12 protein-coding genes and 1 rRNA gene are annotated in these 13797 nt (G+C 62.4%); 3 read left to right on the top strand and 10 right to left on the bottom strand.

Features of this window, described 5'->3' with window-relative positions; genetic code table 11:
• Both rrf and ACQ4WY_RS19600 read left to right on the top strand, forming a co-directional pair.
• Window positions 1-107, top strand: a 5S ribosomal RNA gene (rrf, locus tag ACQ4WY_RS19605); the annotation flags it as partial.
• A 111-nt stretch (window positions 108-218) separates the two neighbouring features.
• Window positions 219-1517, top strand: coding sequence for a leucine-rich repeat-containing protein kinase family protein (locus tag ACQ4WY_RS19600; protein WP_436505460.1), 1299 nt, complete (start codon window positions 219-221; stop codon window positions 1515-1517).
• Window positions 1518-1570: 53 nt separating this feature from the next.
• Here ACQ4WY_RS19600 and ACQ4WY_RS19595 read toward each other — a convergent pair whose 3' ends face one another.
• Complete coding sequence (locus ACQ4WY_RS19595) at window positions 1571-2836, bottom strand: nitronate monooxygenase (RefSeq protein ID WP_070277935.1); 1266 nt, start codon at window positions 2834-2836, stop codon at window positions 1571-1573.
• Between the two features lie 186 nt (window positions 2837-3022).
• A complete protein-coding gene (locus tag ACQ4WY_RS19590) occupies window positions 3023-3508 on the bottom strand; it encodes a YajQ family cyclic di-GMP-binding protein (RefSeq protein WP_034759416.1) in 486 nt (161 codons plus the stop codon).
• A 182-nt stretch (window positions 3509-3690) separates the two neighbouring features.
• On the opposite strand from ACQ4WY_RS19590, the gene murB reads away from it, so the two are divergent.
• Entirely contained in the window at window positions 3691-4719 is a 1029-nt protein-coding gene (gene murB / locus ACQ4WY_RS19585) for a UDP-N-acetylmuramate dehydrogenase (protein ID WP_436505439.1), read from the top strand.
• Here the strand turns inward: murB and ppnP are convergent, their stop codons facing one another.
• From ppnP to ACQ4WY_RS19545, 8 genes are read right to left on the bottom strand one after another with little or no spacing between them, the layout of a single operon-like run.
• Window positions 4720-5034, bottom strand: coding sequence for a pyrimidine/purine nucleoside phosphorylase (gene ppnP / locus ACQ4WY_RS19580; protein WP_436505438.1), 315 nt, complete (start codon window positions 5032-5034; stop codon window positions 4720-4722).
• A 25-nt stretch (window positions 5035-5059) separates the two neighbouring features.
• Window positions 5060-6085, bottom strand: coding sequence for a diguanylate cyclase (locus ACQ4WY_RS19575; protein WP_353658338.1), 1026 nt, complete (start codon window positions 6083-6085; stop codon window positions 5060-5062).
• A gap of 10 nt (window positions 6086-6095) precedes the next feature.
• Window positions 6096-7148, bottom strand: a complete 1053-nt coding sequence (gene cheB / locus ACQ4WY_RS19570) for a chemotaxis-specific protein-glutamate methyltransferase CheB (RefSeq protein ID WP_436505437.1) — start codon at window positions 7146-7148, stop codon at window positions 6096-6098.
• 10 nt (window positions 7149-7158) lie between these two features.
• Entirely contained in the window at window positions 7159-9465 is a 2307-nt protein-coding gene (locus ACQ4WY_RS19565; RefSeq protein WP_436505436.1) for a hybrid sensor histidine kinase/response regulator, read from the bottom strand.
• Window positions 9462-10148, bottom strand: a complete 687-nt coding sequence (locus tag ACQ4WY_RS19560; protein WP_436505435.1) for a chemotaxis protein CheW — start codon at window positions 10146-10148, stop codon at window positions 9462-9464. Before ACQ4WY_RS19560 ends, ACQ4WY_RS19565 begins: the two co-directional genes overlap by 4 nt.
• Window positions 10149-10157: 9 nt before the next feature.
• Window positions 10158-11405: a CheR family methyltransferase gene (locus tag ACQ4WY_RS19555; RefSeq protein ID WP_436505434.1), complete on the bottom strand. Its 1248-nt coding sequence runs from the start codon at window positions 11403-11405 to the stop codon at window positions 10158-10160.
• Window positions 11402-11857: a chemotaxis protein CheW gene (locus ACQ4WY_RS19550; protein ID WP_436505433.1), complete on the bottom strand. Its 456-nt coding sequence runs from the start codon at window positions 11855-11857 to the stop codon at window positions 11402-11404. The genes ACQ4WY_RS19555 and ACQ4WY_RS19550 overlap by 4 nt, the downstream gene beginning before the upstream one ends.
• Window positions 11858-11861: 4 nt before the next feature.
• Window positions 11862-13673, bottom strand: a complete 1812-nt coding sequence (locus ACQ4WY_RS19545; RefSeq protein ID WP_436505432.1) for a methyl-accepting chemotaxis protein — start codon at window positions 13671-13673, stop codon at window positions 11862-11864.
• Window positions 13674-13797 lie beyond the last annotated feature (124 nt).

The following is a 13797-nucleotide window of genomic DNA, read 5'->3' as shown; positions in this document are numbered from 1 at the left end:
GACCATAGCAAGTTGGTCCCACCCCTTCCCATCCCGAACAGGACCGTGAAACAACTTTGCGCCGATGATAGTGCTGCAACCAGTGTGAAAGTAGGTTATCGTCAGGCTTGTTATTCGAAAAAACCCCTTCCGGTGATACGGTTGGGGTTTTTTTACGTCCAATGATTTTATGCATGGCATCGATCGCGTGCTACCTTGAAAGGGATATCTTGTCTGCTGTGCATACACTGGAACAATTACGCACCGGCCAACTGGCTGGTCTGCGCCGCCTGAAGCTGTCCTGCAGCTTGACGGAATTCCCCCGCGAAATCTTCGACCTAGCCGACAGCCTGGAAATCCTCGACCTTTCGGGCAATGTGCTGTCGTCCCTGCCAGACGACCTGCCGCGCCTGCACAAGCTGCGCATCATTTTTTGCTCGGATAACCTGTTTACTACTTTGCCGGCCGTGCTCGGGGCCTGTCCTGCGCTGGAAATGATCGCTTTCAAGGCGAACCGGATCAGTCACGTGCCGGCCGCAGCCTTGCCGTCCAGGCTGCGCTGGCTGACCCTGACCGACAATGTCATCGAGTCCATGCCGGATGAGCTGGGCAAGTGCGGGCAATTGCAGAAACTCATGTTGGCGGGAAATTGCCTGGACAGCTTGCCAGCTTCTCTGGCGAATTGCCGCCGGCTGGAACTGGTGCGCATCGCCGCCAACCGTTTCACGGCGCTGCCCGACTGCCTGCTCTCCTTGCCACGCCTGAGCTGGCTCGCGTATGCGGGCAATCCCTACACGGAAGCGCGGGAACTGGCGGCCCTGGCCGCTACAGCTGCGGCGGGCATGGCATGGCAGCGCCTGGAACTGGCGCAGCAGCTGGGCGAGGGTGCCTCCGGCGTGATTTTCCGTGCCCGCCTGGATGGCGTTGATGATGTCGCCGTCAAAGTGTTCAAGGGGGCGATGACCAGCGATGGCTTGCCGCGCAGCGAGATGGGTGCCTGCGTCAGCGCGGGCGCGCATGCGGGCCTGATTCCCATCCTCGGCACTCTGGACGGACACCCGCAAGGGGCGCTGGGACTCGTCATGCCACTCATCGATACGGCCTTCCGCAATCTGGCCGGACCACCGAGCCTGGAATCGTGCACGCGCGATGTGTATGCCGATGGCCTGCGTTTCAGTACGCAGCAAGTGCTGGCGATTGCCCATGGCATCGCCTCGGCTGTCTGCCAGTTGCATGCGCGCGGCATCGTGCACGGCGACTTATATGCGCACAATATCCTGCATGCGGACGCTGGCGCCTGCCTGCTCGGTGATTTTGGCGCGGCCTCCATGTTTGTTCCCGGCTCGCCGCAAGGGGACTTGCTGCAGGGCATCGAGGCGCGCGCCTTTGGCGTGCTGCTGGGCGAGTTGATCGCGCATTGTGCAACGTCCTTGCCCGCCGTGCAGACCTTGCAAGACGCTTGCCTGCAGGAAGAGGTACTGTGGCGGCCAAGGTTCGATGCGATCGAACTGGCATTGCGGGACATGCTCCCGGCATAAAAAAATGGCGCAGCCTTCGCAGGCTGCGCCATTTTCACTCAGGCTGACAAGATTCAGCTTGCTACCAGGATTTCTTTTTCCGGCAGGGCGATCTGGTTGTCGACGCTGAACTGGTAGTCCTTGAAGACGTGTTCGGCCGTCAGGATCTGGTACTCGCCATTGTCCAGCTTGTGCGTGGTGTCCTTCAGGCGATATGTGTAATGGCCACAGGTCCAGCAGTTGAAGTTGCGCATGTGGGTGCACAGGCAAGTCTTGTCCATCACGACGACGGTTTTTTGCTCGGGATGGGCAGCCACTTCGCGGTTGTACGAGTTGATGTACGCGCAGTTGCCCGTCGCGTCGAGCAGATAACCATACGATTCGCAGCCTGGACGGATGCCGGCGCCGATGGCGGGCGTGTTCTTCAGCATGCGCATCGGGTAGCCCGTCGGCGAGACGCCGTTGACGATGATGTCTTCTTCCGAGGCCTTGTAGTATTCCTGCTTGACCTTGTTTGGCAAGCCGCATTCCTTGGTGACGGTAAAGCGCGTCGCCACTTGCACGCCAGCCGCGCCCGCTTCCAGGAAGGAGACGGCATCGCTGCCCGTGAAAATGCCGCCAGCGGCGATCAGCGGGATGTCCAGCTGTTCGGCTTTCAGGTAAGCTAGCAGTTCCGCCGTGATCGTGTGCAGGTCGTAATTGGCCCAGTCCATGCCGAAACCCAGGTGGCCGCCGGCCAATGGCCCTTCGACGATGATGAAGTCGGGTAAACGGTCCAGCTTGGCGTTCTTGCGCAGGAAAATCTGCAAGGCGCGCACGGACGAGACGATGATGCCCAGCTTGGCATCACGGAAACGCGGATGGTCGGCCATCAAGGCAAACGAGCCGAAGTGCAAACCGGCGGACAGGGTGATACCGTCGATGCCGGCGTCCAGCGCCGCATTCAGGCGCACGCGCAAGGTTTCGCGGGGGCCGTTCATGGTCAGCTTTTCCATGCAATTGACGAAAATCAAGCCATCGCCTTTTTTCGCTTCCATAGTGCGGCCGATATGCAGGCGCTGTGCTTCCGCCAGGCGGCCCAGGTCGAACTGCACCACGGCCTTGTCGCTGTTATTGATGTTGAACTTGTACAGTTTCGTCTTGTCTTTGACGAAGGTGGTGTCGAAACGGCGATCCGACACGTCTTCCACCATGGCATCGGAGATATGGCCGATACCGTTCAGCCGGGCCGCTTCCAGGGCCAGCTCCGACGTGGAAATATCCACACCCATTCCGCCTATCATGATGGGCACATATTCTTTTTTGCCAAATCGCAGGCGGAAATCATCAACACGTTTCATTGCTATCCTTAGACTACCGTGGTTATCACTGAGCCAGATGTACGGTCATGCCCGCCGCCGGTCAGGCGCGCGGGCGTGCATGTAGCTGTGCACAGCTTCAATTCTACCCCAAGCGGGCAGGCGCTCCGAGGCAGAGCTTGCCACCATACCGCGCGAACGCAGGCCGGAGCGTGCGCTTAATCGACATTAATCGCGGAAATTGTTAAATTCCAGCGGCATGTCGGGCACGTCCTTGCGCAGCATGGCCATGGCCGCTTGCAGGTCATCGCGCTTGGCGCCCGTGACGCGCACGGCTTCGCCCTGGATGCTTGCTTGTACTTTCATCTTGCTGTCCTTGATGACGCGCACGATTTTTTTTGCATCATCCGATTCGATGCCGTTCTTGATCTTGATGATCTGCTTGACCTTGTCGCCGCCGATCTTCTTGATGTCGCCTTCGTCGAGGAAGCGCACATCGACCTTGCGTTTAGTCAATTTGTTGGTCAGCACGTCGCGTACCTGGCTAAGCTGGAATTCCGAGTCCGCAAACGCGGTCAATTCGTTTTCCTTGTGTTCGACGCGGGCGTCGCTGCCCTTGAAGTCGAAGCGGGTCGTGATTTCCTTGTTGGATTGCTCGACAGCATTCTTGACTTCGATCATATCGGCTTCGGAGACTACATCAAATGACGGCATGGTCTGTTCCTTTCGTGTTAGAGCGAGCGCGCTGCTAGCGCGCCGGGCGCGCGCATTCTTTGCAAAATGGCACAGCCCCGTTAAAGATGCGACATTTTAACGGACAACGGACGGCCTGCCCTTGTCTTGCGCTGGTTTTTTGTCGGTTTCACTCTATAATCGAGCAAAATAATCGCTATCCCATGTCTGCAGAGCTCACCATCGAACACAATTACTCCCTCCAGCGCCTGAATACCTTCGGCATCACGGCCAACGCGGCTGCCTACGTACGCATCACTTCGCAGGCCGAATTGCAGGCTGCGCTGAAAGATCCCGCACTCTCCGCCATGCCGCGCCTGATACTGGGCGGCGGCAGCAACATCGTGCTCACGGGCGACTTTCCCGGCGTCGTGCTGCACATGGCCACGCGCGGCATGCGCCTGGCGCAGGCGGATTTCGAGACGATACTCGTCACGGCCGCGGCCGGAGAAAACTGGCACGACTTCGTGCAGTGGACTCTGGCGCAAGGCGTGGGCGGGCTGGAAAACCTGTCATTGATACCCGGCACGGTGGGTGCGGCTCCTATTCAGAATATTGGTGCGTATGGCGTTGAAATCAAGGATTATCTACATAGTGTGAGCGTCATGCACAGCGCCAGCGGCATTGTCTTCGACATGGACCGTGATGCCTGCCGTTTCGCTTATCGCGACAGCATCTTCAAGCAGGCGGACGGGCGCGAGCTGATCGTGCTGGAAGTGACGTTTGCCTTGCCGGCCGAGTGGCAGCCGAACTTGCGCTATGCGGAACTGGCGCAGGCCGTGGCCGAGCGCAATCTTGCCGAGCCTACGCCGCAACAGGTGGCCGACACGGTGATGGCGATCCGCCGGCGAAAATTGCCGGATCCGGCCGTGATCGGCAATGCGGGCAGCTTCTTCAAGAATCCCGTGGTATCGCACGAACAGTGTGTGGCTCTGCTGGAACGTTTTCCCACGCTCGTGCACCATGCGCAGCCCGATGGCACGGAAAAGCTGGCAGCCGGCTGGCTGATCGATCAGTGTGGCTGGAAGGGGAAAAACCTGGGGCCCGCGGGAGTGTATCCCAAGCAGGCACTGGTTCTGGTGAATAATGGCGGCGCTCGTGGCGCGGACATTACCCGGCTGGCGGCAGCGATACAGGATGATGTTGAGGCGAAATATGGCGTGCGCCTGTCGCCCGAGCCTGTATTTGTCTAATCAGCCGAAGTGGCAGACATAATCCAGTGTCTCGATGGTTTCAATGTCAAAATAGCTATTGCCCGGCACCTTGAATTGCGTGCCCGCGCCATAGCTGTTCCACTCTGTCGCGTCGGCCAGGCGTACCTTGCACAGGCCGGTGACGATTTCCATGATTTCCGGCGCGCCCGTGTTGAAGCGCAGGGATGACGGGAAAATCACGCCCACGCTTTTCTTCGTGCCATCGGCCAGGATGACATTGTGCGAGACGCATTTGCCGTCAAAGTAGATATTCGACTTCTTGACGACGCTGACATTGTCCAGTTGTGTGCTCATGTTTCACTTTCCTTGCTGTTAAAAATCAGTCCTGGACGTCATCGGCGCTCAGCACGCTGTTGCGTCCGCCGCGCTTGGCCGCGTACAGGGCCTGGTCGGCGCGGTTGATCAGTTGCTCGACCGTCGAGTCTGGCGAGGGCACGACGGTGGCCACGCCGATCGAGATGGTGACGATTCCCGTGCTTGCCGCCGGGTTCTCGATCGGCAAGCCTTCCAGATGGCGCCGGCATGCTTCGGCGATCAGCAAGGCGCCGGCCGCTTCCGTTTCCGGCAGGATCAAGGCGAATTCTTCGCCGCCGTAGCGGGCGGCCAGGTCGGCCGGGCGTTTCAAATGTTCCGTCAGCACGGCGGCGACTTTTTTCAGACACAGGTCGCCCGCCAGGTGGCCAAAGTGATCGTTATAGCTTTTGAAATGGTCGATATCGCAGAACAGCAGGCTCAGCGGCGTCTTGTCGCGCTGGCCCCGCTGCCATTCGAATTCCAGGGTTTCATCGAAGCGGCGACGGTTGGCGATGCCCGTCAAGCCATCGAGGGCGGCCAGTTTTTGCAACTCGATATTCGCGTCGGCCAGGTTCTTTTGACTTTCTCGCAGGAAACGAAAAGCCTGGTCGCGCTGCAAGCGGCTGATGTGGGCCGCCGAGTGATAGCGTATGCGCGCCAGCAGCTCCAGGCGGTCCGGCAGTTTCACCACGTAATCGTTGGCGCCGACGGCAAAGCTGTGCGCTTTCAGTTTCGGGTCATCCTTGGCCGACATCACGATCACCGGCACATGCGCCAGCGCCGCGTTTTCGCGGTACAGCTGGATCAAGGCGAAGCCGTCTATGCCCGGCATCACCAGGTCTTGCAGGATGACGGTCGGTTGCAAGCGCAGCGCCGTGTCCAGCGCCTGGGTGGCGTCGGTCACGTAATGAAATTCGATATCCTGCTGGTCGCTGAGCATGCGCCGCACGGCCTCGGCAATGATCAACTGGTCGTCCACCAGCAGCACGCTGACCTTGAATTCGGTCAATGCGGGCTCATGCTGGGTGAAACTGGAGGAGAATTCTGGCATTGCATTCTTTTCAGATGTTGGGGGAGGGCTCCCACCCATTGTTGAGCTTGGCACCCAGGCGGCTGCGCAGGCTGGCACCTATTCTATCCAAGGGCAGGATTTGTTGCGCCGCATCGAGTTCGGCTGCCGCGCGCGGCATGCCGTAGACGGCGCTGCTGGCCTGGTCTTGCGCGATGGTCGTCTTGCCCGCGCGGCGCATGGCGAGCAAGCCATCGCCGCCGTCGCGCCCCATGCCTGTGAGCAATACGCCGATGGCAGGGCCGCGCCAGTGCTGCGCCACGCAGTTGAAGAATACATCGACGGATGGGCGGTAAACATAGTCGCGCGGTGCTGCATCGTAACCCAAACGATAATTTTGATCTAGCAGCAGGTGATCATTGGTCTTGGCGATCAGTACCGTGCCGGACACCAGTTCGTCGCCTTCGGCGATCACGCGCACGGGCATGCTGAGCTGGTCATCGAGCCATTTGGCAAAGTGCGAGGCGAAGGTTTCATCGATGTGCTGCACCACGACGATGGCGCAGCCAGGCGGCGCCGTCCAGCCGGACAGCACCCTGGCCACCGCTGACGGTCCGCCCGTCGAGGCGCCGATGGCCACCAGTGTCGATACCTGGCCGTCGCCCCGTTCGCCGCCATTGCCGCTCGCCTGGCGCGGCGGCGGTGCTTCGGCGCTGTGGCGTATCAGCTTGCCGATGGTCTTGATCTTGGCCAGCAGCTCGCTGTCGCCCCCCACTTCCCCTTGCAGCACGGGCGTGGCCGTGACGTCGAGCGCGCCCGCGCCCAGCGCGCGAAAAACCTGGTTGACATTGTCTTGCGGGCGTCCCGTGACCACCAAGATGGCGCACGGGCTTTGTTCCATGATCAGGCGCGTCGCTTCCACGCCATCCATCTCCGGCATGTTCAGGTCCATCAGGATCAGGTCGGGACGGTTGCCTTCGCACATGCGCACGGCCTCGAGCCCGGTGCGGGCGATCCATAGCACCTGGTGTTCCTGCGTGCTGGCGACCACCCTGCGCAGGGCCTCGGCGGCCATGGCGACATCGTTGGCAATGGCAATTTTCATGAATGACAACTCATAAGCGGGCATCTCCTATCAGGTCGGCCACCGCGTCGAGCAAGGTCTCGTCGTGGAAGCTGCCTTTGGTCAGATAATAGTCGGCGCCAGCGGACAGGCCGCGCGCGCGGTCTTCCGGGCGGTCCTTGTACGAGACGATCATCACCGGCAGCTTGTGCAGGTGCAGGTCCTTCTTGATCAGCGAAACCAGTTCGATGCCATCCATGCGCGGCATGTCCACGTCGGTGATCACCAGGTCGTATTCGCCGCTGCGCACCACGTTCCAGCCGTCGATGCCGTCGATGGCCACATCGACCTCGAAGCCGCGCGCCAGCAGCAGCTTGCGCTCCATCTCGCGCACCGTCAGCGAATCGTCGACGACGAGGATGCGCTTGGCGCGGCGCTGTAGCGCGTGGCCCGCCTGCGCCAGCTGGTGCAGGCCGCCCTCGTGCAGCAGCTTGTCGATCGACAGCAGCAAGTCGGGCACGTCGAGGATCAGCACCGGCTCGCCGTTGTCCAGCAGGGCGGCGGCGGAAATGTCGCGCATCTTGCCGAAAATCGGATCGATGGCCTGCACCGCCAGGCTTTGCTCGCCGCGGATGGCGTCGACCACCAGCGCATAGCTTTGCTTGCCGCGCCCGATCACCACCACGGGCAAGTCCTCGGCCTGGTTGGCCGCTTCGCCCAGCTCCAGCACCTGCGCCGCCGATACTAGGCCCAGATGCTCGCCCTTGAGTTCGAAGAACTGCTTGTTTTCCAGCGTATGGATGGCTGCTTGCGGCACGCGCACCACGCTTTCCACCTTGACGATGGGGATGGCGTAGGCTTCGCCGTCCACGTCGATCACCAGCGCGCGCACGATCGATTGCGTCAGCGGCAGGGTGATCAGGGCGCGAAAACCCCGGCCCGGCTCCGATTCCAGGCGCACCGTACCATTTTGCTGGCGTATCGTTTCGTGCACGATGTCGAGGCCCACGCCGCGTCCGGACAACTGGTTGGCCGTGGCCTTCAGACTGAAGGCGGGCAGGAACAAGAACTCCAGCAGCTCGCCCGGCGACAGCGCGGCGGCCATGACGGGGCTGGCCATCTTGCGCTCGATGACGGACTGGCGGATCTTTTCCAGGTCGACGCCGCGCCCGTCGTCGCTGATCTCGATGCTCAGCATGCCGGCGCGGTGGCGCGCTTCCATGCGTATCGTGCCCAGCGCTTCCTTGCCCGCGTCAATGCGCTCGTACGGGCCTTCCATGCCATGGTCGATGGCATTCCGGAGCATGTGGTTCAGCGGGCTTTCTATCTTCGCCAGGATGTCGCGGTCGACCAGGGTGTCTTCGCCTTCGATCTCCAGCTGCACTTCCTTGCCCAGGCTGCGCGCCAGGTCGCGCACCATGCGGGGAAACGCGTGGATGCCGTCGCGGAAGGGGCGCATGCGCAGGGCCAGCACTTCGTCGACCATGCCTTGTGAGACGGCCAGCAAGCGCCGTTCATAGGTTTCGGTGTCGGCGATGTGCTCGAGTATGAACTGCTTCAGTGGCTGCGTCTTTTGCAGCGCCAGCAGTGACTTTTCCATCAGGCCCGCGTCGCCCGAGCGGGCAATGGCTTCGTGCAGGTGCTCGATGGCGGAAAACAGGCTGCTCTGGTTGCGCTTGAAGCGCTGTAGCGCGCCGATGAACGGGTGCATCTGGTGCGCATTGATGCGCGATTCGCTGGCCAGCGACAGCAGTTTGTCGAAGTTTTGCGCTTGGGCCTTGGCCGGTGCCGCACCCGTACGCGGCGCAGGCGCGGCCGCCGACTCCAGCTCTTCGCCCGTCAGGCCGCTGACCACGGGCGGCGGTGGCGCGGCCGCTTCCGCAGGCGCCGCTGCCGGCGCCGGCATGGGCGCTGGCGCCGAAGGCAGGGCGGGCAATTCGGGCAGGTCGGCGATGCCGGCGATGGCGTTCAGGGTCTGGTCGATCTGCGCCGCATTCGCGGCCAGCCACGCTTCGGCGCCCGCGTCGTCCAGGCGCGACAGTTGCACGATCAGGTCGACGCCCGACAACAGCACGTCGACACGCTCCGGCGTAAGTTTCAAGCGGCCGTGCTGGGCGGCGACAAAGCTGTCTTCCATGCCGTGCGCCAGTTGCACCACCACTTGCAGGCCGACGATGGCGGCGGCGCCCTTGATCGAGTGCGCCGCGCGCATCATCGCTTCGACGGCGGCCGCGTCGCCTGCATGGCGCTCCATGGCCAGCAAGCCGTCGGTGAGAATCTGGGTCTGGCTGTCCGCTTCCATGCGGAACAGGTCCAGCATGGAAAAGGCACTCAGGTCGCCGTGCTGGTCCTGGCTCATCGTAATAGTCTCGCAAGTTGAAAGCCGATCAGCGCCGTGTCAAGGCAGCCGATGCGCATGTCGCCCTCGGTGATGACGCCCGACAGATAGCGTGACAGGCCCTTGTTGATAGTGGCCGCCGGCACCTGCAGGGCGCTCGACGCGTAGCGCACGATGCCGTGCAGGTCGGCCACAGGCAGCGCGTAGGCCTGTTCTTCCCAGCGCATCAGCAGCAGGCGCGCGAACGTGTGGCGGCCGCGGGCCGGCGGCGCGCCCTGTTCGTCGATGCCCAGCAGCGATGCCAGCGACATGCATGGATACAGCTTGCCGCCGATATTGACGATGCCCGACAGGCCGCGCCCACTGCGGTGCGGCAGCGCATGCGGTTTGGCCTGCGGCGCCACGGAGTCGAACACGCGCGTGGGCAGCGCCAGCCATTCGCGGCCGATGCGAAACACCAGCGCCGAGCTGTCGCGCACTTCGCCACCCGCATCGATCTGGCGGAAGTGGCTGGCCCAGTCGCGCTGGTAGTGTTCGTCCACGGGCCGCTGCAGGTTGCGCTGAGCGGCGCCCGCATACACGTCGCAGTTACGGCAATGCACGTTGGCTGGCAGCTTTGGGCAGCTCTGGTCGCCGACCACGCCGATATGGTTCCAGCAGTCCTCGATGGTGGCGGGGGACTCGGTGGCGATGAGGTTTGTCATGCTTGCCCCTTAGTTGGACGCCTGGCGGCGCTGGTAGATGCGCGCCGCGCGCGCCTTCAGGGTGGCGGCGGCCGTGTGGTTGCCATTGCGTTCGGCCAGCAGCGACAGGTGGCATAGCGCTTCGTAGTGGTCAGGCTGCAGGTAGATGCAGCGGCGCCAGTAATCGTCGGCCAGGTCCATCTTGCCAGCCAGTTCATTGATGATGCCCAGCATGAAATACGCTTCCGCCGCCTCGGGTACTCTGGCCAGGTGGGCGTGGCATTTTTCACCGGCTTCGCGCAACTGGCCACGGTCGGCCAGCAGGCGCGCCTCGGCCAGCAAATCGGCTTGCGCGGTCGGCGCTGGCGCTGGTGGGGGCGCTGGCACGGACATGGGGCGCGTGCGCAAGGCCGCCGGCGCGACGGGCGCTGCGGGAGCGGCAGCGCGCCTTGGCGCGGGCGGCACGCTGCGCAAGGCCGGCAGCGGCGCCACCTGCGCGGGGCTGGCCGGCGCCGCCGTTTCCTTTTTCAGGGCGAAGGCCTGGCGGAACTGCAGCGTCGCAAAGCCGTTCTGGCAGAACGACGGCACTTCCGCATAGCCGGCCAGCAGCATGCCGTCATCGGCCAGCAGGGCGGACAGATTGTGGATGGCCGCGCGCGTGGTCGGCTTGTCAAAATAGATCAACAGGTTGCGGCAAAAGATGACGTCGTAATGGCGGCTGTAGGTGGCGGTGTCGAACTGCAGCAAATTGCCCTGCCTGAAGGTCACCTGTTCGCGCAGAGAGTCGATGATGCGGTAGGCGTCGTCGGCCACGTGCGTGAAATAGCGTTCGCGGAAGCCCACGTCCTGCGCGCGGAAGGCGTTGCGGCCATACACGCCGGCCTGCGCCCGCTCGATGCAGCCGGGGCTCAGGTCATAGGCGTCGATGCTGAACGCCTGTTTCGGCACGCCGCCGTCGCGCAGCGCCATGGCCATCGAATACGGTTCCTCGCCGCCCGCGCAGGGAATCGACAGGATGCGCGTGGCGCGCCCGCGTGCCCAGCGTTCCTGCACCAGTTCGACGGTGGCGTAGAACGCCTGCGGGTCGCGGAACAGCCACGATTCCGGCACCACCACCAGCTCGATCAATTGCGTCATTTCGGCCGGTGTCAGCGCCTGCAGATAAGCCTCGCTATCGGCAAAGCCCGTTTGCTCCATGCGCTGGCCGACGGCCCGCTCGGCCACGGATTTGGAAACGGACAGGCCGGTCGCCCGGCGCAGCAGGGCTTGTGCCGTCATGTCGCGCTCGCGTCTTGAAACAGCAGCGCGCGCACGTCCGGCGCCAGCAGGTGCTCGAGTTCCACCAGTTGCACGATGCCATCGGCGTCGCCGGCCACCTGGCCCAGGAAGGGCGCCGTCGCCACGCCGCTATCCTCGAGCTTTTCCACATCGATGTCGGCGATGCCGCGCACCTGCGAGGCCAGCAAGCCCAGCGCATGCGTGGCGCCGCCAGGCGCGCGGAAATCGACGACGACGATGCGCGTGTCGAACTGCGCGGCGGCGGCCTGCAGCCCGGCCAGGCGCGACAGGTCGATCACGGGCACGGGCGTGCCGTGCAAATCCATCAGGCCGGCCACATAGTCTGGCGTGAGCGGCAATTGTTTCAGCTCCAGCAGCGGCAAGACGCGCACGATGCTGGCCAGGGGCAGGCCATAGCGGTCGCGTCCGATGTGAAAGAGCAGCACTTTCATGGGATCAGATGTTGACGGCGAAAGTCGAGACGCTCGATTGCAGGTCGCCCGCCGCATACTGCAGCTGGTGCACCGCTTCGCTGGTGGCTTTCAAGGACTCCACCGTCTGCTGCGTGGCATCATTGAGCTGCATCATGGTATCGGAAATCTGCGAAGCGCCGATGGCTTGCGACTGCATGCCTTGCAGTACGGCGTCGAATTGCGGCGTGAGCTTTTGCACCTGGTCCATCACGGACGACAGTTGCTCGGCCACTTGCCGCACCTCGCCCACGCTGCGGCGAATTTCTTCCGAGAATTTATCCATGCCCATCACGCTGGCGGACACGGCCGACTGCATTTCCTTGAGCATTTGCTCGATATCCCAGGTGGAGACGGACGTCTGGTCGGCCAGGCGGCGGATTTCCGTCGCCACCACGGAAAAGCCGCGGCCCGCCTCGCCCGCTTTTTCCGCCTCGATGGCGGCGTTCAGCGAGAGGATGTTGGTCTGGTCGGCCACCTTGGTGATGGTGATCAGTACGCTATTGATATTGCTGGCTTTTTCCGACAGGGCGGCCAGCTTGGCGTTGATGGAATCGGTGGCCGAGACCATGTGCTGCATGGTTGTATCCATGCGTTTGAGGTTGTTTTGCGCTTCGGCCGTCGCATTCGTCGTGTAGTCGGCCACAGCGGTAGCGTCTTCCATGGTTTTCAGCAACTGGCTCGTGTTGGCCGAGATTTCCTTGGTGGTGCTGAGAATTTCCACGCTCGTTTGCGCCTGCTCGATGCCAGTGGCTTCCTGCTGGCGTGCCGAGGCGGCGATTTCCGTGGCGGACGTCGTCACCTGGATACCTGCCTTTTGCACATTGTTGAGCAGGCTGCGCAGGTTTTCGAACATCTTCGCCAGGCCATTGCCCAGCTGGCCGATGGCATCGCTGCCCGTGATGCCGACCTTGCCCGTCAGGTCGCCCGAGGCCGCCTTCGACACCACTTCCAGCAGGGAATCGACCTTGGCCCGCAAGCTGTTGGTGGCTGCCAGTTCATTGGCCTGGTTATCCTGGATGGTTTGCGCCATGCGGTTGAACTCTTCCGTCACCTTGCCCAGTTCGTCGCGCGAAATGATGGCGGCGCGCGCGCTTTGCTCGCCGCCAGCGATGCGCCCGACGGCATCCGTCAGGTTGTTCAGCGGGCCGAGAATGGAACGGCCCAGCAGGTAAGAAATGCCCAACGCCAGCACCACGCACAGCAAGCCGCCCAGGGCCAGGGTCAGCAGCATGGTTTCCTGTAATTTTACCGAGGTGGCCGTGCGTTCGGTCAGCAAACGGGTTTCTTCGGCGGCCGCTTCATCGAGCAGTTTATTGGCCTGCGCGACGGCCGGATAGCCGGTCGGCGGCATGGTGCGCGCCACCGATTCCGTGGCCCCCGGCACATTGCCCAGCGCGCGGCGCTTCTCGATCAAGGGGTTGATCCACTCCTTGACCCAGGTGGTGGTCAGCTGGTCGATCTTGCGGAAGCGTTCCGACTGCTGCTTGTTGTCGGCCGTCATGCTGATGGCCTTTTGCGTGTGCTGGCTCAGCACGGCCACTTCATCGGTTTCCGGCGTCAGCGATGCTTCGTTGCCCGTCAGGATGAAACCGCGCGCTTCCACCTGGATTTGCAGGATGGAATTGTGAATCTTGTCGATCTCGACCAGCACTTCCATCGTGTGGCGGTCCCATGCATTGGCTTCCGACAGGCGCGAAAAGCTGTTGTAGGCCACGCCCAGCAAGATCAGGATGATGGCCACGATGGAGCCGAAGCCCAGGTACAGTTTATTCTTGATACTCAGGTCTTTGAACATGGTGGCTCCGGACGCGGGAAGTTGTCGGCTAAATTGCACTGTAGCATTTTGCCATGCGTACAGCAAAAATGGGGGCAATACAGGGGCGCGCAGGGCCGTAAATCGCGGACCAGTGCGTTCCAGA

Origin of the sequence: Janthinobacterium salmonicoloratum (genome assembly GCF_051380845.1) — a bacterium.
Classification (GTDB): Bacteria; Pseudomonadota; Gammaproteobacteria; order Burkholderiales; family Burkholderiaceae_D; genus Janthinobacterium; species Janthinobacterium lividum_F.
The sequence above is the reverse complement of the archived record's forward strand: the minus strand, read 5'-3'. Positions and strand labels throughout refer to the sequence as shown.